Source organism: Cupriavidus sp. 21MJTG02-4 (assembly GCF_057798975.1).
Map to the genome: position 1 here is coordinate 344,288 of NZ_JBYOJP010000004.1, position 20,837 is coordinate 365,124.

Annotated in this window: 25 protein-coding genes; 20 read left to right on the forward strand and 5 right to left on the reverse strand. The window is 68.2% G+C overall.

Annotated features, from left to right (window positions below):
* Positions 1 to 103: 103 nt before the first annotated feature.
* The 3 genes from AC3FKH_RS10920 (at position 104) to AC3FKH_RS10930 (ending at position 2,120) form a co-directional block, all read left to right on the forward strand.
* On the forward strand, positions 104 to 445 hold the full coding sequence (locus AC3FKH_RS10920; protein WP_483714358.1) for a cupin domain-containing protein: 342 nt from the start codon (positions 104 to 106) through the stop codon (positions 443 to 445).
* 310 nt (positions 446 to 755) lie between these two features.
* Positions 756 to 1,478, forward strand: a complete 723-nt coding sequence (pgl, locus tag AC3FKH_RS10925; protein WP_488675408.1) for a 6-phosphogluconolactonase — start codon at positions 756 to 758, stop codon at positions 1,476 to 1,478.
* A gap of 120 nt (positions 1,479 to 1,598) precedes the next feature.
* Positions 1,599 to 2,120, forward strand: coding sequence for a hypothetical protein (locus tag AC3FKH_RS10930; RefSeq protein ID WP_488675410.1), 522 nt, complete (start codon positions 1,599 to 1,601; stop codon positions 2,118 to 2,120).
* Between the two features lie 16 nt (positions 2,121 to 2,136).
* Here AC3FKH_RS10930 and AC3FKH_RS10935 read toward each other — a convergent pair whose 3' ends face one another.
* The 3 genes from AC3FKH_RS10935 to AC3FKH_RS10945 form a co-directional block, all read right to left on the reverse strand.
* A complete protein-coding gene (locus AC3FKH_RS10935) occupies positions 2,137 to 2,913 on the reverse strand; it encodes a molybdopterin-dependent oxidoreductase (protein ID WP_488675412.1) in 777 nt (258 codons plus the stop codon).
* Between the two features lie 19 nt (positions 2,914 to 2,932).
* Positions 2,933 to 3,559, reverse strand: a complete 627-nt coding sequence (locus tag AC3FKH_RS10940) for a cytochrome b/b6 domain-containing protein (RefSeq protein ID WP_488675414.1) — start codon at positions 3,557 to 3,559, stop codon at positions 2,933 to 2,935.
* A gap of 80 nt (positions 3,560 to 3,639) precedes the next feature.
* Complete coding sequence (locus tag AC3FKH_RS10945) at positions 3,640 to 3,942, reverse strand: pentapeptide MXKDX repeat protein (RefSeq protein ID WP_488675416.1); 303 nt, start codon at positions 3,940 to 3,942, stop codon at positions 3,640 to 3,642.
* Positions 3,943 to 4,233: 291 nt separating this feature from the next.
* Here AC3FKH_RS10945 and AC3FKH_RS10950 point away from each other — a divergent pair, with 291 nt between their 5' ends.
* Positions 4,234 to 4,806, forward strand: a complete 573-nt coding sequence (locus tag AC3FKH_RS10950; protein ID WP_488675418.1) for a sigma-70 family RNA polymerase sigma factor — start codon at positions 4,234 to 4,236, stop codon at positions 4,804 to 4,806.
* Complete coding sequence (locus AC3FKH_RS10955; protein WP_488675420.1) at positions 4,803 to 5,444, forward strand: DUF1109 domain-containing protein; 642 nt, start codon at positions 4,803 to 4,805, stop codon at positions 5,442 to 5,444. Before AC3FKH_RS10950 ends, AC3FKH_RS10955 begins: the two co-directional genes overlap by 4 nt.
* Before the next feature lie 50 nt (positions 5,445 to 5,494).
* Here AC3FKH_RS10955 and AC3FKH_RS10960 read toward each other — a convergent pair whose 3' ends face one another.
* The gene (locus AC3FKH_RS10960; protein ID WP_488675422.1) at positions 5,495 to 6,403 is read right to left on the reverse strand and encodes a LysR family transcriptional regulator; all 909 of its coding nucleotides are present in this window, start codon (positions 6,401 to 6,403) and stop codon (positions 5,495 to 5,497) included.
* 179 nt (positions 6,404 to 6,582) lie between these two features.
* Between AC3FKH_RS10960 and AC3FKH_RS10965 the strand changes: the two genes are divergently transcribed.
* The 12 genes from AC3FKH_RS10965 (at position 6,583) to AC3FKH_RS11020 (ending at position 18,406) form a co-directional block, all read left to right on the forward strand.
* Entirely contained in the window at positions 6,583 to 8,595 is a 2,013-nt protein-coding gene (locus AC3FKH_RS10965) for an FUSC family protein (protein WP_488675424.1), read from the forward strand.
* Entirely contained in the window at positions 8,585 to 8,794 is a 210-nt protein-coding gene (locus tag AC3FKH_RS10970) for a DUF1656 domain-containing protein (protein WP_483711596.1), read from the forward strand. Before AC3FKH_RS10965 ends, AC3FKH_RS10970 begins: the two co-directional genes overlap by 11 nt.
* Positions 8,791 to 9,675: an efflux RND transporter periplasmic adaptor subunit gene (locus AC3FKH_RS10975; protein ID WP_488675426.1), complete on the forward strand. Its 885-nt coding sequence runs from the start codon at positions 8,791 to 8,793 to the stop codon at positions 9,673 to 9,675. The genes AC3FKH_RS10970 and AC3FKH_RS10975 overlap by 4 nt, the downstream gene beginning before the upstream one ends.
* Positions 9,672 to 11,135 (forward strand): efflux transporter outer membrane subunit, encoded by a 1,464-nt coding sequence (locus AC3FKH_RS10980; protein ID WP_488675428.1) that lies wholly within the window; start codon positions 9,672 to 9,674, stop codon positions 11,133 to 11,135. The genes AC3FKH_RS10975 and AC3FKH_RS10980 overlap by 4 nt, the downstream gene beginning before the upstream one ends.
* Before the next feature lie 263 nt (positions 11,136 to 11,398).
* Positions 11,399 to 12,598 carry an amine dehydrogenase large subunit gene (locus tag AC3FKH_RS10985; protein ID WP_488675430.1) on the forward strand — a complete coding sequence of 400 codons (1,200 nt, stop codon included), beginning with the start codon at positions 11,399 to 11,401 and terminating at the stop codon, positions 12,596 to 12,598.
* On the forward strand, positions 12,595 to 13,158 hold the full coding sequence (locus AC3FKH_RS10990; RefSeq protein ID WP_488675432.1) for a MauE/DoxX family redox-associated membrane protein: 564 nt from the start codon (positions 12,595 to 12,597) through the stop codon (positions 13,156 to 13,158). Before AC3FKH_RS10985 ends, AC3FKH_RS10990 begins: the two co-directional genes overlap by 4 nt.
* A 33-nt stretch (positions 13,159 to 13,191) precedes the next feature.
* Positions 13,192 to 13,779, forward strand: a complete 588-nt coding sequence (mauD, locus tag AC3FKH_RS10995) for a methylamine dehydrogenase accessory protein MauD (RefSeq protein ID WP_488675434.1) — start codon at positions 13,192 to 13,194, stop codon at positions 13,777 to 13,779.
* Positions 13,780 to 13,798: 19 nt separating this feature from the next.
* Positions 13,799 to 14,314: a methylamine dehydrogenase light chain gene (locus AC3FKH_RS11000; protein WP_488675436.1), complete on the forward strand. Its 516-nt coding sequence runs from the start codon at positions 13,799 to 13,801 to the stop codon at positions 14,312 to 14,314.
* Positions 14,311 to 14,766, forward strand: a complete 456-nt coding sequence (locus tag AC3FKH_RS11005) for a c-type cytochrome (protein ID WP_488675438.1) — start codon at positions 14,311 to 14,313, stop codon at positions 14,764 to 14,766. Before AC3FKH_RS11000 ends, AC3FKH_RS11005 begins: the two co-directional genes overlap by 4 nt.
* A gap of 1 nt (position 14,767) precedes the next feature.
* The gene (locus AC3FKH_RS11010; protein ID WP_488675440.1) at positions 14,768 to 15,187 is read left to right on the forward strand and encodes a c-type cytochrome; all 420 of its coding nucleotides are present in this window, start codon (positions 14,768 to 14,770) and stop codon (positions 15,185 to 15,187) included.
* A 32-nt stretch (positions 15,188 to 15,219) separates the two neighbouring features.
* Positions 15,220 to 16,719 carry an aldehyde dehydrogenase family protein gene (locus tag AC3FKH_RS11015; protein ID WP_488675441.1) on the forward strand — a complete coding sequence of 500 codons (1,500 nt, stop codon included), beginning with the start codon at positions 15,220 to 15,222 and terminating at the stop codon, positions 16,717 to 16,719.
* Positions 16,720 to 16,765: 46 nt separating this feature from the next.
* Positions 16,766 to 18,406, forward strand: coding sequence for an amidase (locus tag AC3FKH_RS11020; RefSeq protein ID WP_488675443.1), 1,641 nt, complete (start codon positions 16,766 to 16,768; stop codon positions 18,404 to 18,406).
* A 28-nt stretch (positions 18,407 to 18,434) separates the two neighbouring features.
* On the opposite strand, the gene AC3FKH_RS11025 is transcribed toward AC3FKH_RS11020, so the two are convergent.
* Positions 18,435 to 19,415: a helix-turn-helix domain-containing protein gene (locus tag AC3FKH_RS11025; protein ID WP_488675444.1), complete on the reverse strand. Its 981-nt coding sequence runs from the start codon at positions 19,413 to 19,415 to the stop codon at positions 18,435 to 18,437.
* 351 nt (positions 19,416 to 19,766) lie between these two features.
* On the opposite strand from AC3FKH_RS11025, the gene AC3FKH_RS11030 reads away from it, so the two are divergent.
* The 3 genes from AC3FKH_RS11030 (at position 19,767) to AC3FKH_RS11040 (ending at position 20,835) form a co-directional block, all read left to right on the forward strand.
* Positions 19,767 to 20,111 carry a hypothetical protein gene (locus AC3FKH_RS11030; protein WP_488675446.1) on the forward strand — a complete coding sequence of 115 codons (345 nt, stop codon included), beginning with the start codon at positions 19,767 to 19,769 and terminating at the stop codon, positions 20,109 to 20,111.
* Positions 20,112 to 20,182: 71 nt separating this feature from the next.
* Positions 20,183 to 20,377 (forward strand): hypothetical protein, encoded by a 195-nt coding sequence (locus tag AC3FKH_RS11035; RefSeq protein ID WP_488675448.1) that lies wholly within the window; start codon positions 20,183 to 20,185, stop codon positions 20,375 to 20,377.
* Positions 20,378 to 20,457: 80 nt separating this feature from the next.
* Positions 20,458 to 20,835, forward strand: coding sequence for a bleomycin resistance family protein (locus tag AC3FKH_RS11040; protein ID WP_488675449.1), 378 nt, complete (start codon positions 20,458 to 20,460; stop codon positions 20,833 to 20,835).
* Positions 20,836 to 20,837: the final 2 nt, after the last annotated feature.

Here is a 20,837-nt window from a genome sequence, read left to right on the forward strand (position 1 = left end):
CATGTTGGCGGGCCGGCGTTGCCCAAAGCTGGCGGCGCGACGCGGGCTCCTACAATGACCTGAGGCCTTTCACAAACGCCACACCGCCACGAGGAGCCCCGCCATGTCCCTGCCCCACCTGTCTTCCGGTGAAGTCGCCAGCGTGCTGCCGCTGGGCAAGCAGCTCGCGCAGACGCCAAGCGCCGCGCTGTTCAAGGAACCGCAGCTGGAAGTGATGCGCATGGTGCTGCCGGCGGGCAAGCATGTAGGCACGCATGCGGTCGCCGGACCGTCGACCATCCAGTGCCTGGAAGGCGAAGCGGAAATCGGCATCGACGGCAGCCAGCGCCGGCTGCATCCGGGCGACTTGCTGTACCTTGGCGCGTCGGCTGCCCACGATGTCACGGCGATCACCAATACGTCCTTGCTCGTCACCGTTGTGCTGGTCGGCCGCGGCGCTTCCTGAGCCGCTTTCTCGCGCTGCAGCAGCGGCCCGGCCGGGCGTCGCTGCGGCCTTCATACGCGCTACGCGTCGCGATTTTGTGCGGCTTTGCGCATAATTGAGCGCGATTCGGCTGCAACGAGCGTCTTGCGCGCCATGTCAGCGCACGCCGCATTGTGCGCCGCACCGTTTGGCACATAGAATCGAATCCACCAACAGCGTTGAGCCCGGCAGCCAGCCGATCCGGGCCAAGGCGCGACCCGGTCATTGCGCCGGTACAGCCGCATGACAGCGCTGTCCCGCCGCCAGCGGCCATGGCAGGTTGCGTCCCGCCATGCTCGCCACCAACAGGGAGGAAGCCATGCGCCAGATCGAATTGAACGATGCCTGCGCCCATGCCGATGCCATGGCGCGAGCCGTGGCGTGCGAGCTGGAGCGCACGCTGGCCAGCCAGGAACATGCTTGCCTGGCCATCGCGGGCGACCGCCTGCCGTTGCCGCTGTTCAAGGCGCTGCAGCAACGGGCGCTGCCGTGGGATCGCATCAGCGTGATGCTCGTCGACGAGCGCATGGTGCCCCTTGGCCACGACGACAGCAATGCGCGCCTGGTCTGCGACGCGCTGTTGCGGGAAGACGCGTCGCGCGCCTCCTTCCATCCTCCGGTGCCGTCGTTCTGCATGGAAATCGACGAAATCGATCCGTCGGCCGTGGTTTCCGAGCTGAACCGCAATTACCGCCAGCCCGATGTGGTCGTCCTGGCCATGGGCGACGACGGGCACACGGCTTCGCTGTTCGCGGATGCCCCGGAACTGCCTGTTGGGCTGTCGCTGACCGAGCCGGCGGGATATCTTGCGCTGAACCCGCGCGCCGCGCCGCACCGCCGCGTCAGCCTGAACCTGAGCGCGCTGCTGGGCGCACGCCGCGTCTTGCTGAGCTTCAGTGGCCCGTGGAAGAAACAGGTATTCGATGCCGCCACCATGGAGCCCACGCCGATGCTGCCGGTCAGCTACCTGCTCCACCAGGACAGCACGCCGGTGGATGTCTACTGGACGCAATAGCCCGGCCGCTGTGCCGGCGAAGGCTGTTGCGGCGTAGGACAGAGCCTGACAACAATTGGCTACGGCGCGCGCTACAGTGGCATCGCCCGTTCCGGGATGCTTCCGAATGCATTGCGCCCCATGCCCTTCCCTGGTCACCCAGTCGTCAAGCCGCTGGCCATTAGCCTGCTGGCCCTCTTTATCGGCGCAACATCTTCACCTGGCATGGCCGCCCCGCCGCTGTCCGAACTGGCGAGCCTGCTGCTGGGCACCGTACGCGGCAAGCCAAGCGGCATGTCGGGCGTGACCCGGCTGACCGCGCGCGACGCCGAGCGGCAACTCGGCATGGCCTGCGCGGAACTGGCACGGATGGCACCGATGGTGCTCGACGATTCCACGCGCCTGGCCGGCTGCGCCGTGCGGGCCGGCAAGGTCGTCGAGTTTCACCTGCAGGTGTCGGGCGTGGATCCGCGGCGCGAGGACACCCGGAACTTCATGGTCTCGGCCAGGCCCATCCTTGAACGCGGCATCTGCCGGAACCCGGATGTGCCGGTGCTCGGCAAGCTTGGCGTGACGCTGGACTACCGCTACATGGCCGGCCAGGAGCCGCTGGTGACGCTGCACGTCCCGCCTGGCCGGTGTATGGAAGGCATCGGCTCCTGAAGGCCTCCACCCTTTTTCAGGATCCGCCGAACCAGTTGTAGCCCTGGTCCTCCCAGTAGCCGCCGGGGTAGGTGTTGGTGACGAACAGCTCCATGATGTGCTTGGGATTCTTGTAGCCGAGCTTGGTCGGCATCCGAAGCTTCATCGGATAGCCATATTTGGGCGGCAGGCGTTCGCCGTCATACGTGAACGTCAGCAAGGTTTGCGGATGCAGCGCCGTCGCCATGTCGATGCTCTCGTAATAGTCGTCGGCACACCGGAACCCCACATACTTCGCGCTGGTATCGGCGCCGATCCGCTTCAGGAAGCCGGCAAACGGCGTGCCGCCCCAACGCCCGATGGCACTCCAGCCCTCCACGCAGATATGCCGCGTGATCTGCTCGGCCAGGGGAAGCGCGTAGAGTTCCGCCAGGGTCCAGCTCTTCTTTTCCCGCACCAGTCCACCGACCTTGAGCCGGAAGTCGTCGCCGTTGACCACGGTGACCTCATCGATGCCGTAGAACGCGTTGAACGGAAACGGGCGTGTGATCTGCGCTTCGGTATAGGTCGGCGCGAGGCGGTTCGGGTCGAACAGCCAGGCCTGCACCTTGTCGTTGAAGCGCGACACACGCGAGAGAAAGGTCTCGACGGAGGCATCGTCGCTCAGGCTGCAGCCGGTGAGCATGGCCAGGCCGCCCAGCGTGAGCAGGCGCTTGCCGAACAGGCGGCGCGACGGTGCGTCGAGTTCCCGACGCACATCGATGATCAGCGACGCGCGGTCGACGGCCGTTCGTGGGGAAGGTCTCGGATTCACGATTCAGGCTCCGGTTATGTCAGCGTCCGCGAATCATTGTCAGCAGGCTGCGCGGCACGAGCGCCACCATCACGATATGCACGACGACAAAGGCGGCAAGCAACGACATGGCGCAGAAATGGACCACACGCGCGAAGTCGTAGCCGCCCATCAGTTCGCGCAGCAGCGGGAATTGCACGGGCTTCCAGATGGCGATGCCGGAAAGCACCAGCACGAGCAGCACGATCATCACCAGCAGGTAGGCGAGTTTCTGCACGGCGTTGTAGTGGCTCAGGTCCGCATGAGAAAGACGTCCCCGCAGCGCGGCAACCAGGTCCTCCCGCACGGCGCGCGGGCTCAGCGGAAAGAACTTGCGGGCAAACCGCCCCGTGGCGACGTTCATCGCCAGGTAGAACAGCCCGTTGAAAAACAGCAGCCACATGGCCGCGAAATGCCAGAGCAGTGCGCCACCCAGCCATCCGCCCAGCGTGATGTCGGCCGGGAAGCGAAACCCGGCGAACACGGGTGAAGCGTTGTAGATGCGCCAGCCCGACAGCATCATCACCACGGCGGCCAGCGCGTTGAGCCAGTGCGAGAGTCGCAGCCACCCGGGCTGGATCCTGCGCGGGGCAGCGCGGGCATCGACAGCGTCATGCGAGAGTTCCATGTCGGCCTCCTCAGGAATCCTGCCACCGTGCACGACAGGTTGCCGCGCACGGCGCCTGGTCAAGCTTGCCCGGTCCAGTGCTACTTGTTCATGCCGCCGGACATGGCATCGCCTTCCTTGCCCATCTTGTCGTGCGACTTCGATTTGCCCGTCTTGTCCTTGTGCATGCCGTCCTTGGACATGTTGTCCTTGGACATGCTGTCCTTCGACATGGCGTCCTTGGACATGGCGTCCTTGGACATCGTGTCCTTCGACATGCTGTCCTTCGACATCGAGTCCTTGGCCATCGAATCCTTGGCCATCGACCCGCCGGTCTGGGCGTATGCGGTGGTGCCGCCAATCAGGAACGCTGCGGAAACCACGGCGATAGCGATCTTGTTCATCTTGACTCCTCGTTGCCTAGCGTTGGACCGGGGCGTCCCGGTGGATGGAACATCGCGCCACGCCGTGCCGGCGGGTGCCAGATTCACACGGTCTGTGTGCGTCTGATGGGAAATTCGCGGCAGGAGCGGGTCCGGTTACAGCGGTTGGAGATTTTTTGGTTCTTAGGCATGCGGCCAGTGCTGCCACTGCGCGGAACCACCCCATCGTCCGTGCGCCTTGCAACACGCATAACCGCCGCCGCAGCGTAGAATTCGCGCCATCCAAGTGGCTCGGTGTAACCAAATCGATCGATGGAGCGAACTGTCGAACAGGATGCGCTGAAAAGGCGGGAGGCTCGCCTGCTCGACCTGTTTACGAGCGGCTTGGCCGGCGACCAGATGGCGTACGCGCAATGTCTCACCGAACTGGCCACCATGTTGCGGGGCTACTTCCGCAACCGGCTCCCGCAGCAAGCGGGCGACGTCGAGGACCTGACGCAGGAAGTCCTGCTGGCCGTGCATAACGCGCGCCATACCTACCTGCCGGGACAACCGCTCACGGCGTGGGTGCATGCCATTGCCCGGTACAAGCTCGCGGACCATTTTCGCGCGTATGCGCGACACGATGCCCTGAGCGATCCGCTGGATTCGGCGCAGGACGTGCTGGCAGCGCCGGACCTGGAGCCTGCACAGGCGAAGCGGGACCTGAACCTCCTGCTCGAGCAGCTACCGGACCGTCAGCGCTTGCCGATCGTGCACGTCAAACTGGAGGGATTGTCCGTCAGCGAGGCCGCGAAGATGACCGGGATGTCGGAATCGGCGGTGAAGGTTGGCGTGCATCGCGGGCTGAAGGCGCTCGCGGCGAAGATTCGAGGAACGCGATGAAGACAGACGACTTGATTGCCATGCTGGCCACGGGCGTCGCGCCCGTGGACCGCCACGCGGTCGGGCGACGCTTTGGCCTGGCCGTGGCGGCGGGCGCGGCATTGGCGACCGTGCTGGTGGCCACCACGCTGCATTTTCGCGCCGACCTGGCCGAGGTCGCCGCCACCCCGCTGTTCTGGGCCAAGGTGACGCTGCCGCTCTCGCTGGCATTGGGCGCCTTGTGGATGGCGACGCGGCTGGCGCGTCCCGGCATGGCAACCGGCGCCTGCTGGCCGGGCGTTACCGTGCCCTTTGCGGCCGTCTGGCTGGCAGCACTCTATGTGCTGGCCCGGACACCGGCCGGCGAACGCGCCGCGGCGGTGCTTGGAGAAACCTGGCGCGTCTGTCCGTTCAATATCGCCATGCTGTCCGTGCCGGTATTCATTGCCGTGTTCTGGGCCTTGCGCGGACTGGCGCCGACGCGGTTGCGGCTGGCAGGTGCCGCGGGCGGCCTGCTGTCCGGCGCGGTCGCGACGCTGGCTTATTGCCTGCACTGTCCGGAGATGGGCGTCGCGTTCTGGGGCGTATGGTACGTCCTCGGCATGCTGGTGCCTGCCGCAATCGGTGCCCTGCTGGCGCCGCGCCTGCTTCGGTGGTGAGTCTCCGTCCTGCATGATTCGCGAGACAGACCGCGGCACTGGCGAGATGCTCAGGACGACACCCCGTTTCCGCCCAGCACCTCCTCGCACACCGCCAGCCAGGCCCTGGCGGCATGCGACAGATACCGGCCCGGCAGCCAGGCATGCGCCAGCGCCCAGTCCATGTCCGGCTCGGTCAGCCGGGCCACGGCCAGGTTGTCGCGGTCCTGCAGACGGGCCAGGAACGGCTGCGGCAGGAACGTAGTCCCCAGCCCCGCCGCCGCCATCGAAGCCAGAAAATCCCAGTGGCCGCTCTGCGCCACCACGCGCGGCTCGATGCGTGCCTCCAGGAACGCCAGCCGCAACTTGTGCGTCAGCGAAAATTCCTCGGTCAGCAACACCAGCGGCTCGTCGCTCAGCGCCGCCAGGCTCACGGTCTTCCCGCGCGCCCACGGTGCCTTGCGCGGCCCCACCGCCCAGATCGGGTACTTGGCGAACGTCTGCGTGGCCAGTTCCAGCCCGCTGTCCACCGGTAGCACCGTGGCGCCCACTTCCAGCGCCCCGCTGGCCACCATCTGTTCCACCAGATGGCCGCCATGCTCGGCCAGGCTCAGCTCCAGGTTCGGATAGCGCTTGCGGAAGGCGCTCACCGCCGGCGAGAAGAACAGGTTGACCATCGGTGGAATGCCCACGGTCAACTGGCCACGGCCCAGGGAAGACAGATCCGCTACCTCAAGTGTCAACCGGTGCACGACACCAAGCGCCTCCTGGCCGCGGTCATACACCACGCGGCCCACGTCGGTCAGCCGCACGGTCTTGCCTTCCCGGATCAGCAAGGGCTGCCCGACCTCGTCTTCCAACTGCCGCACCATCTTGCTGATGGTCGACTGCGTGACAAACAGCGAGGTCGCCGCTTGCGTGAAACTCCTCAGGCGCGCGGTTTCAACAAAGTAGCGCAGGGCACGGATATCGATGGGCATGGCGAATTCGGCACTTCCATGAAAATATGGAATGAAGTATGGAATTTTAAATCATGATTGGAATGCGCGCCATTTGACTACACTTCGCTTCCACGCTTCGCTTGCGCCTGCAGCCGGCAACCAGACCGGCCAGGCGGCACACGATGCGCCCCCAATCACGAACTGTGCGATTCCCACCCATGGCGATGCGGCCAATTGCCCGACAGTGGCTGTTCTCGCTGAAGGCATTCCTGGCCGCGATGCTCGCGCTCTATATCGCGCTGGCCCTCGGCCTGCCGCGGCCCTACTGGGCCATGGCGACGGTGTATTTCGTCTCGCATCCGCTGACCGGCGCCACGCGTTCCAAGGCCGCCTACCGCGTGGCCGGGACGGTGCTGGGCGCGGCAGCGGCCGTGGCCACCGTGCCGCTGCTGGTCAATATGCCGATCGTGCTGATGGCCGCCATCTCGCTGTGGATCGTAGCGCTGGTCTACCTGTCCACGCTGCAGCGGTCGCCGCGCGCCTATGTGTTCCTGCTGGCGGCCTATACGCTGCCGATCGTGGCGCTGCCGGCGGTGGACCAGCCCGCGCAGATCTTCGATGTCGCCGTGGCGCGCATCGAGGAAATCGTGATCGGCATTGTCTGCGCGGGGCTGGTCGGGTCGATCCTCCTGCCCGCCAAGGTGGCGCCGGCCTTGCGCGCCCGCGCGGCGAGCTGGCTCGCGGACGCCGCCGCCTGGGCGGACGACATCCTGTGCGCGAACCCGCGCGCCGACGCCGGCCGCCACCGGCTCGCGGCCGACATCCTGGCGCTGGACCAGTTGATGGCCCAGCTTTCCTACGACACCGAGAGCGCCGCGTCGCTGCGCCATGCCCGTGCGCTGCGCGCGCGCATGACCGCGCTGATGCCGCTGCTGTCCGCGCTGTCGGCGGTGCTGCAAGCACTGCGCAGGCATCCGGCCGGCGTACCCGACTCGCTCTCGCTCGTGCTGGCCGCGCTGTCGCAGTGGCTGCGCTCGGGGATGACGGGAACTGCACCGCAGATCGACCGAACCGCACTGGCTGATGCCGCGGCGGATGCCTGGCATGAACGCCTGCTGACGGCGGCAAGCAGCCAGCTCGCCCGGCTGGCCGCACTATGCAGCGACTGCGCAGCGTTGCAGCACGGTATCGGCGACCGGCCCGACCGGCCGTTTCCGACGCTCAGCGCGATGCCGGCCGCGGACGCCGTGCCAGCCAGGAACGCCCACCATCATGACCACGGCATGCTGTTGTTCGGTGCTGTCTCCACGGGCCTGGCCGTGTTCTGTGCCGGGTTGCTCTGGATCTTTTCCGGATGGACCGAGGGCGCCGGCGCGGTCGCGGTGGCGTCCATTGCCTGCTGTTTTTTTGCCACCATCGACGAGCCGCGGCCGGTGGCGCGCTCCTTCCTGCGCTGGAGCGCCGTTTGCCTGGTGGTGGCCTCGTTCTACCTGTTCCTGGTGGTGCCGCACGCGCAGAGCTTCGAGACGCTGGCGGGGATGCTGGCCGTGCCCTACCTGGGCATCGGCATGTTGATCGCCCGTCCGGGCTTCAACCTGATCGCGATGCTGCTGTCGGTGAACACCGCTTCGTTCGCCAATATCCAGAGCGTCTACGACGCCAATTTCCTCGGCACCTTCAACGGCAGCCTGGCCAATGCCGCCGCCATGCTGTTCGCGCCGCTGTGGGCGCTGGCGACGCGACCGTTCGGCGCCAGCGTGGCCGCGCACCGGCTGATCCGCGCCAGCTGGCAGGACCTGGCCGGCGCTGCCGCCTGGCCTGGCGCCGACCATGACGCGAAGCTTGGCGCGCGCATGCTGGACCGACTCGGCCAGCTGGTCCCGCGGCTCGGCGCCAGCCGCGCGGGCCCCGATGGTTTCAGCGAGCTGCATGTGGGCTTTTGCGCGCTGGCGCTGCGACGCGCGCTGCCGTCCATGCCTTCGGCCGCGCGACGTCCGGTGCGGCGCGTGCTGGCGCTGGTGGCGCGCCACTACCGCGCACGCCTTCGCCACGTGGACGCCGTAGCGACGTCCGCCGCGCTGCCGGGCAGCATCGATGCGGCCATGGCGCAGGTCGGCGCACTGCCCGGCAATCATGACGACGCCATTGCCGCGCTGGTGGTCCTGCGCGTCACGCTGCATGAGCCCGCAATGCCCGCCACGCCCGCCTCGGGAGCCCACGTTGAACACTGAAATCGACCTGTACGGCGTATTCGTGCCGGCCCTGCTGGTGGTGATGCTCGCCGCCTTCGCGCTCACGACGTGCGTGCGCCTGCTGCTGGCGCGCGTGGGCTTCTACCGGCACGTGTGGCATCGCTCTCTCTTCAATCTCTGCCTCTATGTGATTGTCCTGGGCGGCGTGGTCGCCCTCGGTCTCAAGCTGCCGACATGACACCAAGAACTCGTTCCCTCCTCAAGCTGCTGCCCACGCTGGTGGCCGTCGTAGCCGCTGTCCTTGTGCTGCGGCACCTGTGGGATTACTACACGGCCGCACCCTGGACGCGCGATGGCCACGTGCGCGCCGATATCGTCCAGATTGCCCCCGATGTGTCGGGACTGGTGACGCGCGTGCTGGTGCGCGACAACCAGCCGGTGCGGCGCGGCGACGTGCTGTTCGAGATCGATCGCGACCGCTACGCGCTGGCGCTGCAGCAGGCCACGGCCAACGCCGCCGCCCTGCGCGCGACGCTGGCGCAGGCGCGGCGCGAATCCGCGCGCAACCGGTCGCTCGATGGCCTGGTCGCCGGCGAAGTCGCCGAACAGGGCCGCGCCCGCGTCGAACAAGCCGAAGCCGCGCTCGCCCAGGCCGACGCCAGCGTGCGCCTGGCCCGCCTGAACCTGGAGCGCACCCGCGTGCTGAGCCCCGCCGATGGCTCCCTCAATGACCGCCTGCCGCGTCTGGGCGACTATGTCTCGACAGGCCGGCCGGTCTTGTCCATGGTCGATGCGGCGTCGTTTCATGTGGAAGGCTATTTCGAGGAAACCAAGCTGCACCGCATCCGCATCGGCAGCCCGGTGGATGTGCACATCATGGGCGAGCCGCGCCACCTGCGCGGGCATGTGCAGAGCATTGCGGCCGGTATCGAGGACCGCGACCGCAGCGCCGGTTCGAACCTGCTGCCCAACGTGAACCCGACGTTCAACTGGGTAAGGCTGGCGCAGCGCGTGCCGGTGCGCATCACGCTGGAGGCGATCCCCGCCGACGTACGCCTGGTGTCGGGACGCACGGCCACGGTATCCGTGCAGCAACCGTCCGCGGAGCGCAGGCCGTGAAGACCTGGCATTGCGCCTGGCTGGCGCCGCTAGTCCCGCTGCTGTTTGCCTGCACCACGGTCGGACCCGATTACCACGTCCCCGACCATGCTGCGGTCCGCACGGCCGACGCCAACGGTCCGCTGACGGGCGGATCCAGCCCGGCAGTATCGGTCGGCCCCGTTCCCGACGCGTGGTGGCAGCTCTATGACGACCCGCGCCTCGACCGCCTGGTGCGCGAAGCACTGGCGGCCAATACCGACCTCCGCGTGGCGTCGGCCAACCTGCGCCGGGCCGCGGCCGCGTTCCATGAGGTCGAGGCCGAGAACCTGCCGCAGGGCGGCATCGGCGCGAGCATGGCGCGCGCCCAGCTCTCGGGGGAGAGTTATCTGCAGACCACGAAGCCGCCGGTCTTCAATCTGGGCGATATCGGCCCGGGCGTGTCCTACCTCATCGATTTCTTCGGCAAGCTCGCGCGGGCCGACGAAGCCGCGCATGCGAACGTGCAGGCCAGCGAGGCCGCCCTGGACCTCGCCCGCGTCGGCGTGGTTGCGCAAACGGTCCGGGCGTACGTGCAGGGTTGCGCGGCCAGCCACGAACTGGAAGTTGCGCGCGAGCAGATCGCGCTGCAGGCGCGCGCGGCCGACGCCACGCAAAGGCTGGCGGCCGCCGGCCGGGCCGAGCCCACCGATGCCATCCGCGCCCGGGCGCGCGCCGATGCGTTGCGCGCCGCCCTGCCCCCGCTGGAGGCTGCTCGCGAAGCGGCCAGGTTCAGGCTGGCGCTGGTGCTCGGCAAGGCGCCGGCGGCGCTGGCGCCACAGGACATCGAATGCCATGAAGAACCGGTACTGAAGCAGCCGCTGCCAGTGGGCGACGGCGCCGCGCTGCTCAAGCGCCGGCCCGACATCCGCCAGGCCGAACGCGAACTGGCCGCCGCCACGGCCAAGATCGGCGTAGCCACGGCCGACCTGTATCCGAGCATCCGGATCGGCGCGTCGGCCGGCCTGACCGGACTGCTGAGCGACCTCGGCAGCGGGCCTACGGCACGCTGGAGCCTCGGCCCGATGCTGAGCTGGAATTTCCCGACCAATGGCGTGCGGCCGCGCATTGCCCGCATGGAAGCCGGCGCGGATGCGGCGCTGGCGCACTTTGATGGCGTGGTGCTGCGGGCCCTGCAGGAGACGGAAACCGCGCTCAGCGCCTACACGCGCGCGCTGGAGCGCCAGCAGGCGCTGCGGCTTGCGCGCGACCAGGCCGCGGATGCGGCGCGGCAGGAACGGCGGCGCCATGAGGCTGGCCGTACTCCTTATCTGGCACGGCTGGATGCGGAACGGACGCTGGCCGATGCCGAGGCCGCCGTAGCGGAATCGGACAGCCTGGTGGCCATGCGGCAGATCGATCTGTTCCTGGCGCTTGGAGGGGGGTGGCAGCAGGCAACTCGTCCGAATTCGCATGCCGCCAGCGGCGCAGCGCCGGACTAACGCCTCGCACACGTTGCCAAAAACGGATAGTCCGCCAGTCGCCGCCATGCTTGCGCACGGTGCAGCACCCCTTCCGGTGATCCCTCCAGCCCTGCCTGAAGCCGAATCCTGCGCCATTCCGGCGCATGGAACCCCTTTCCGCTGCGCCACTCCCACGGCCCGACTCAGTAATTCCCCCGGTATGCCGATTGCCGATCCCGGCTAACGCCTGACCGGCCGCCGTTCATAGACTGGCTCCATTCCAGCCCAGACAGGAGCCAGTCGTGATTGACGCCAGCAGCACGCCAGCGCGTGCGCCGCGGGAAGCCGGGCGCAAGGCCCGGCGCCTGATTCCCTTCTTGCTTGCCGCGACGCTTGGCGCCGGCGCCGCGGTGGCCGAAGACCTCCCGCCCGAGACCCTGACGGTGGCCCCGCTGCCGCCCGCCGACGAGAACCGCCTGTATATCTCCGACGTGGCCTTCCGCCATATGGTGGACGGCCGGCTGCACGTGGTCGATGGCAGCAAGATGAAGTACCTCGGCCTGCTGCCCACGGGCTTCGGCGGCCAGTCCGTGCTGTCGCCCGACAAGCGTTCACTCTACGTTGTCTCGACCTACTACCCGCGACTGACGCGCGGCGAGCGCACTGATGTCGTCAGCATCTATGATGCCGACACGCTCGCCTACCGCAGCGAGATCGTGATCCCGCCGCGCCATGCGCAGTCGCTGAACTACCGCGGCATCATCGCGGTGTCGGCTGACGGGCACTTCCTGTACGTGCAGAACGCCACGCCGGCCACTTCGGTCAGCATCGTCGACCTGCAGGCGGGCAAGTTCGTCGCGGAGACACAGACGCCGGGCTGCTGGGGCATCTTTGCCACGGCCGCATCGAGCCAGCGCTTTCGCACGCTGTGCAGCGATGGCGGCCTGCTGACCGTCTCGCACGACGCGCAAGGCCAGCCCACCGGCCAGAAGCGCAGCGCGCGCATGTTCGATCCCGACGCCGACCCGGTCTTCCTGCACTCGGAACGCATCGGCGACACGCTGTACTTCGTCTCCTTCAACGGCAACGTCTACACGGCCGACCTGTCGGGCGAGGCACCCGCCTTCGGCAAGCCGTGGCCAATCGTGTCCGACGCCGATGTCAAGGGTGGCTGGAAGCCGGGCGGCTACCAGCTCTTCACGCTGCACGCGGCCACGCAGCGGCTCTATGTCGGCATGCACCCACGCAGCCGCGAGGGCTCGCACAAGAGTCCGGCAACCGAGATCTGGACCGTCGACCTGGCCCGGCAGAAACGCGTGGCGCGTGCGCCGGGGCAGAACGCGCTGGCCATGACCATCACGCAAGGCAGCCAGCCGGTCGTCTACGCGCTCGATGCCGCCAAGGCCGGCGTGGTCGCGCTGGATCCCGCGCGCAACCTGAAGCCCGTGGCGCGCATGGACAACGTGAGCGAGAACTCGGTGCAACTGGAGGCGCACCAATGACCGCCCAGGACCTGATCGGCGACCCGGTCGTCACCGCGGCCTGCAGCGCGGCCGCCGCGCTCGTGCTGCTGCTTTCGGTGGTGCCCAAGCTGCGCGAGCCGGACCGCTTCCATGCCGCGGTCGATGCATACCGCCTGGTGCCGGCCGCATGGTCGCGCCCCGTGGCATTCGCCTATCTCGGCCTCGAAGCCATAGCCGTGCTGCTGCTGGCGCTGATGCCGCTGCAGGCGGCTTCGGCATTGACCGCCATCGCGGTGGCCGGCGTGGCAACCGGCGCCGTGGCCATCAACCTGCTGCGGGGCCGGCGCGATATCCGCTGCGGCTGCGGCGGCGCGGACGACAGCATGCCGCTGTCCGGCGGCTTGCTGTGGCGCAACGCCGCGCTGCTGGCGGTGCTGGTCATCGCCGCTGCGTCGGCAAGCGCCGGCAACGGTCGCTCCATGGCTGCGCTCGACTTCGCCGCCGCGGGCTTTATCGCGCTGGCGCTGCTGGTCATGTGGCTCGGCGCCACGCAACTCCTGGTCAATGCCGGCCGCGCCCGTGGTCCGGTGCGCGCCTGATTCTTTTCCCCCTTCATTCTTCGTGAGACTGTCATGACTGCACTTGTCATTGCCAATATCGTGCTGTGGATCGCCGTGCTGGCGCTGCTGTTCGGGCTCTACGCGCTCGCGCGCCAGGTCGGCATCCTGTATGAACGCGTGGCCCCGATGGGCGCGCTGATGATCGACGCCGGTCCGCGCGTGGGCCAGCCGCTGTCGCCGTTTGCCTTGCAGGACGTGCGCGGCACGGCCGTCACCGTGGGCGGCACGCAGCCGGCCAGCACGCTGCTGTTCTTCCTGTCGCCGACCTGCCCAGTCTGCAAGAAGCTGATTCCCGTCCTGAAGTCGATCCGCGCCAGCGAAGGCAGGTGGCTGCGCGTGGTGCTGGCATCCGACGGCGAGCAGCCCGAGCACCTGGCCTTCCTGCGCCAGGCCGGACTGGGCGAATTCGACTACGTGCTGTCGCGCGAGCTGGGCATGCACCTGCAGATCGGCAAGCTGCCCTATGCGGTGCTGCTGGACCAGCAGGGAACGCTACGCGCCAAGGGGCTGGTCAATTCCCGCGAACAGCTCGAAAGCCTGTTCACGGCCATGGACATGAACGTGGCGTCCGTCCAGCAGTTCCTGGAAACGCATGCCTGAGCGGCAAGGAGACACGACGATGTGGTTTGACAAGCTTTTCGAACGCCAGACCCGCCGGGCCGCGCAGCGCACCGGGCGCCGCAGCGTGCTGGCCACGCTCGGCAAGGCCATGGTGGGCACGGTGGCACTGCCGGTACTGCCGTTCGACCGCAGCGCCCATGCCGCGGCGGCGCATGGCGCCAGGACTGGCAAGGCCGTGGACGAGACCTCCTGTGATTACTGGAAGTACTGCGCCGTGGACGGCTTCCTGTGCTCGTGCTGCGGCGGCAGTTCCACCACCTGTCCGCCGGGCACGGAGCCGTCGCGCGTGTCGTGGGTCGGCACCTGCCGCAACCCAGCCGACGGCAAGGACTACATGGTCAGCTACAACGACTGCTGCGGCAAAACCACGTGCGGGCGCTGCGAGTGCAACACCAACGAGCGCGAACGCCCCGGCTACAAGCTCGGCGTGCACAACGACGTCAACTGGTGCATGAGCAACTCCAGCACCATGTTCCATTGCACCACCTCGATCATTCTCGGAGTGCAAGAATGAAGTCCCGACTGCATCCCCTCTATCTGGCATTCGCGCTCGCAGGCGCGGCAGCCACGGCAAGCGCCGCGGATCTCGCCGCGCAAGGCAAGGATGTGTTTGCCGCCAACTGCGCCGCCTGCCACAACAACGATGCCAGCGGCATCCCGGGCGTGGCGCCGCCGCTGGCTAATGCCCTGCGCGAGCGCCTGGGCTCCCCTGTGGGCCAGAGCTACCTGGCCAATGTGCTCGTGCATGGCATGGCCGGCCCGATCGAATCGCAGGGTCAATCGTTCAACGGCGTGATGCCGGCCTTCGGCACGTTGCCCGATGCCTCGCTGGCCGCCGTGCTGGCCTGGCTCGGCACGCAGAATGGCCTGGAAGCGGCCACGGTGGGCACCGATGCGCTGGCACAGGCACGCGCCGCCCGCAAGACCCCGGGCGCCGTGCGCAAGCTGCGCGACGCGGCGAACTGATATGTGGCACGCCGCGCTCCGCCTGGCCCTCGCATCGCTGGCCACCGTACTGATGGCAGGCGCCGCGCACGCAGAAGGCCAGCTGCAGCGCGGTCACGCCAGCTACGTGCTGCACTGTTCCGGCTGTCACCTGCCGGACGGCTCCGGCAAGCCCGCGGCCGGGATTCCGGACATGCGCGTCACCGTGCCGCAACTGCTGGCCACCGCTGCCGGGCGCGCCTTCCTGATTCAGGTGCCCGGCACGTCCGGCTCATCGCTGACAAATAGCGAGATCGCCGAGCTGATGAACTGGATGCTGCCCGCGCTGACAGGCCGCCAGGACATCGCCCCATTCACCACCGAAGAAGTCATGCGCGACCGCAATGACCGGCTTGACGACGTGGCCGCGCACCGCGCCGCCATTCTCGGCACGAGCCGCTGAAACCCGACACTCAACAAGACCCGAGGAGACCCATGGATACCCGCACCGAACTGCTTAGCCCCGCCACCCGCGCCTTCCTGCAACGCCCGAAGCGCATGCTGATCGACGGCCAGTGGTGCGCCGCTGCCGACGGCGCCGTCTTCACAACGGAGGACCCGGCTACCGAGACCACGCTGGCTGAAGTGCCGGCCGCAGGCGCCGCCGATGTCGACGCCGCGGTGCAGGCCGCACGCAAGGCCTTTGAACAGGGCCCGTGGCACGCCATGCGGCCATCTGACCGCGAACGCCTGCTGCTGCGCCTGGCCGACCTGGTCGAAGCCAACGCCGAGGAACTGGCGCAGATCGAGGCGCTGGACAACGGCAAGCCCGCGACCATGGCACGCGCCATCGACGTGGCCGGTGCGGCCGGCTTCCTGCGCTATATGGCCGGCTGGGCCACCAAGCTGCATGGCGAAAGCCTGGACGTGTCCGTGCCGCTGGTGCGCGAGCGCGAGTTCGTCGCGTTCACGCGGCAGGAAGCCGTGGGCGTGGTCGGCGCCATCATTCCGTGGAATTTCCCGCTGCTGATGGCTGCGTGGAAGCTCGGCCCGGCGCTGGCCTGCGGCTGCACCGTGGTGCTCAAGCCGGCCGAGGAAACGCCGCTGTCGGCGCTGCGCCTGGGCGAACTGGTCATCGAAGCCGGCTATCCGGCGGGCGTGGTCAATATCGTCACCGGCGACGGCGCGCACTGCGGCGCGGCGCTGGTCGGCCATCCGGATGTCGACAAGATTGCCTTCACCGGCTCGACGGAAGTCGGCAAGCTGGTCGGCGGCGCAGCCATGCAGCGCCTGGCGCGCGTGACGCTGGAGCTTGGCGGCAAGTCGCCCGTCATCATGCTCGACGATATGTCGCCCGAAGCCGCCGCCGCGGGCGCCGCACAGGCCATCTTCTTCAACCAGGGCCAGGTCTGCACCGCCGGGTCGCGCCTGTACCTGCCGCGCGCGAAGTTCGATGCGACGGTGCAGGCCCTGGCCGACATTGCCAACAGCCTGCGCCTGGGGCCGGGCGTGGAGCCCGACACCGGCATGGGTCCGCTGGTGTCGCGCCGCCAGCGCAAACGCGTGGCGGGCTATGTGCAGGCCGGCGTCGATGCCGGTGCTCAACTGGTGTGCGGCGGCAACGCGGACCTGCCGCGTGGCCACTTCTTCAAGCCGACGGTGCTGGCGCATGCCCCCGAGACCTCGTCCGTGGTGCAGGAGGAAATCTTCGGCCCCGTGGTGGTCGCGCTGCCGTACGACGAGATCGACGAAGTCGTGGGTCGCGCCAACGGCACGCCGTTCGGGCTGGCCGCGTCGGTCTGGTCCAACGACCTGTCGCGCGTGCACCGGCTGGTGCCGCGCATCAAGGCCGGCACGGTCTGGGTCAACTGCCACAACCTGCTCGACAACGCCATGCCGTTCGGCGGCTTCAAGCAATCGGGGCTGGGCCGCGAGATGGGCCGCTCCGTGTTCGACCACTACACCGAAACCAAATCGGTCATGATCGCGGTGTAAGCGCCGCGCGCCTGCCAACCGGTTCTGATCCATGCCAGCACACACCATGAACGATACTGCCCCCGCCACGTCTTCCCCGCTGACCGGCCGGCGCCAGTGGCTGAGCCACCTTGCCGGCGCCGCGGTTTCCACGGTTGCCGTGGCCGCCATGGCCAGCCGAACGGCCAATGCAGCGCCCGCCGGGGCGTCACCTGCCACGGCCGGCCCGACCACAGGAGGCGGCACGCCCGACCCCATCGTGCTGATGCCGGCGTGGCAGCTTTCGCGCGAGATCCGCGGCGGCCGCCTGTCCTGCCGGCAGGTCATGACGGCCTACCTGGCCCATATCGACCACGTCAACCCGGTGACCAACGCCATCGTGGCGCTGCGCGGGCGCGACGTGCTGATGCAGGAAGCCGCCGCCGCCGATGAAGCGCTGGCGGCCGGCAAGGTGGCCGGCTGGATGCACGGCATGCCGCAGGCGCCCAAGGACCTGGCACTTACACGTGGCATCCGCACCACGTTCGGCTCGCCGATCTTCAAGGACAACGTGCCGGCGACGGACGCCATCATCGTCGAACGTGCGCGCAAGGCCGGCGCGATCCTGCTTGGCAAGACCAATACGCCGGAGTTCGGCCTGGGCTCGCAGACCTTCAACCCGGTCTATGGCGCCACGCGCAATCCGTATGACAGCACGCGCACGGCCGGCGGCAGCAGCGGCGGCGCGGCGGCCGCGCTGGCCATGCGGCTGCTGCCGGTGGCCGACGGCAGCGATTTCGGCGGCTCGCTGCGCAATCCGGCCGGGTTCTGCAATGTCTATGGCTTCCGCCCGTCCGTGGGCCGCGTTCCTTATGGCCCCACGCCCGAGGTCTTCCTCCAGCAACTCGGCTACGAAGGTCCGATGGGCCGCACCGTGGCCGACGTGGCGCTGCTGCTGGCCACGCAGGCCGGCCCCGATCCGCGCACGCCACAGGCGCTCGCGGCGGACCCGGTGCTTGCGACGCTGACGCCGGAGAACGTCATGGCGGCGCTGTCGGCCGACCTCAAGGGCAAGCGCGTGGCCTGGCTTGGCGACTGGGACGGCTATCTGCCGATGGAAGACGGCATCCTGCCGCTGTGCGAGCAGGCACTGCAGGCGTTTCCGGCGTTCGGCGTCAGTGTCGAAAAGATCAAGCCGCCGTTTTCGCCGGAGCGCCTGTGGAAGACGTGGCTGGTGCACCGCCACTTCCTGGTCGGCAACGGCATGCTGCCGTTCTACAAGGACCCGGCCAGGCGCGCCATGCTCAAGCCGGAGGCCATCTGGGAAATCGAGGGCGCACTGAAGCTCAGCGCGGAGGACATCTACGCCGCCAGCGCCGATCGCAGCGCGTGGTACCAGGCGCTCGAGCACGTCTTTGCGAGCTTCGACTACATTGCCGTGCCAACCGCGCAGGTGTTCCCGTTCGACGTGCGCCAACCGTGGCCGAAAGAGATCGCGGGCCGCCAGATGGACACTTACCACCGCTGGATGGAAGTCGTGTTTCCCTGGACGCTGTCAGGCTGCCCGGCGATCAGCGTGCCGGTCGGCTTCGGCCAGAACGGCCTGCCGATGGGCATGCAGCTGATTGGCCGCCCGCGAGACGACCTCAGCGTGCTGCGTGTGGCACGGGCTTACGAGCAGGAACGGGACTGGGTGGGCCGCCATCTGCCACGGGCGGTCATCGCCTGAACGGCAGGACGCTCGTGCGAGACGCCGTTCAGCGACGCGCCAGCGTGGCTGACGGCAGTTCGCCGAAGAACGCGCGGTACTGCGCGGCAAATCGCGGCAGATGCTGGAAGCCGAAGCTTGCCGCGGCCGCGCCGACCGAGTCCGCCACGCCGGCGCGAAGCACCCGGCGCACGCCATTCATCCGCACCGCGCGCACGAAATCGAGCGGCGACAGGCCGGTGACCTCGTTGAAGCTGTACTGCAGCGTCCGCCGCGACACGCCCAGGCGTTCGCACAGCGACAGGATGCTCCACGGCTGCTCCGGCGCGCTGCGGATCATCTGGTAGGCGTCGGCCACCAGCCGGCGCCGCGCAGGAGCGGTTGGCAAGGGTTCGATCCCGGCATTCCCTTCCCCGACCAGGACCACCGCTGCGGCGAGCAGCAAGGCATCGCGCATCGCGCTTTCGACAAAGCGGTTGCTGAACACCTCGGCATCCATCGCTGCGGTGGCCAGGACTGACAGCAGCACCGCCCGGAACTCCCGGCCCGCGCGCTTCGTGACCGGTCGCACGGGCGGCATGCGATCGAGCCGCTCCGGCTCGCCCCCGGCCTGTGCCACGGCGCGCTGGAGTGCCGGCAATGGTACGGTCAGGCCGGCCAGGTCCAGTTGCTGCGGCGTGCGCATGGCCATCGACGGCCCCCACAGCAAGGTCTGCCCATCCATGGCGTAGCCGGAAAACCAGCCGCCCTGGCATTGCATATCGGGCAAGGCGAGTGCGACATAGCCCTTTGCGGCCTCCCCTTCTTCCAGCAGGCTCTGTGAAGTCTGCTCGCGGAAGACATGGACGTCGCCATAGGTCACCTGCGACATCTCGGCGCGAAACGCGCCCGGCGTGAGCTGCTGGTAGCGCTGCTGCCAGCCGTCCAGCTCGACGGCCGCCGCATGCGCGTCGTCGGCCACGACGTGGCGCAAGGCGCGCACGGCAGCGGCTTCGGGCAAGGACTGGGATGTGAGCGTCGGAGGATTCATGGGGGCGGCCTGGAACGCTGTACCCGCAGGCGGTGGCTCGAGCCACCTTGTCTGGCGCAGGTGCAACGCTCCACTGTAGCGAACGGCACGCCCGCCAACGTAGCGGGGTAACCCTGAGGGCGCGGAGCGGGCCAGACATGGACGATGAAAAAAACGACTTGTATATCGACGTTTAAATCATCATCGGAATAGCTGCGCGTGACTACACTTGCTTCCGTGCCGCACAAAAAACACTACGGCACCGCTCACAAGGCGACCCGGACGGCATGCAGGGCGGCAGATCCGCCGCCCCGCGCCCCCACCAGTCCCACGGGGAATGCCGCCTGAAATCAGTCAGAAGAAGCAGCAACCATGCACAACAAGACTCTCAACGCCCTCCTCCTTTCGGCCATCACCCTTGGTGCCAGCGCGATCGCCGGCCAGGCCGCCGCCCAAGGCATGCAGGACCGCGGCATCTCCGGTGACCGCTACGGCTACGTCATGCGCCAGGGCAAGCCCGACCCGTTCACGGACGGCGCCAACGCCATCGGCAAGCGCGACCCGTTCACCGACGGCGGCCACGTCACTGACAAGCGCGACGCCTTCACCGACGGCGGCCACAGCGCGGGTGCCGGCCTGAACCTCGCTGGCATGGACCGCTCCGGCGTGTCCGCGCCGCCCGCACATGGCGCAGCCTTCGCAGACGCCAACGCGTAAGCGAAACGTATCCATGGCGCAGGCCTCGTCTGCCACGACGCCTGCGCGCACAGTTCCTTCCAGAGATCGCAATGAAGACCATCCTGCTGGCGCTGCTTGGCGCCGCGGCTGTCACGGCGGCGTGGCCCGCCCTGGCCGGCCCCGACTGGGCCGTCATCGAGCGCGGTCGCGCGGCGGCGCGAGCGGCGCATCCGTGCACCGACACCCACCACCGTTCGACCGGAGCCACGGCGGCGAGCGCGCCTGGCGCCCCGCACCACGGCTGATCAGCGCGGTGCCGCACGGCGCCGCTGTAGCCACCCTGCCGGACTGCGCTATCCTGGAGCCCCTACGCAAGGATCGCCGCATGACCAACGCCCCCGAACTGCGCGCCTACGCCTACGTTCTGGCAGTACCGGACCTCTCGCGCAACGTCGAGTATTTCCAGTCCGTGCTGGGCTTTTCCACCGACTGGCAGGATGGCGATAACTGGCGGGCACTGCGCCGCGGCAGCGTACGCGTCATGCTCGGGCATTGCCCGGATGCACTGCCGCCATCGCAGACCGGCGACCACAGCTATTTCGCCTACCTCCATGTCGACGACATCGACGCGCTGCACGCCGAACTGGCGCCGCGCGGCGCCATCATCCTGCAGCCACCCGCCGACAAGCCGTGGGGCATGCGGGAAATGGTGGTGGCCACGCCGGACGGGCATCGGATGATGGTGGGGCAGGAACTGGGCTGAAC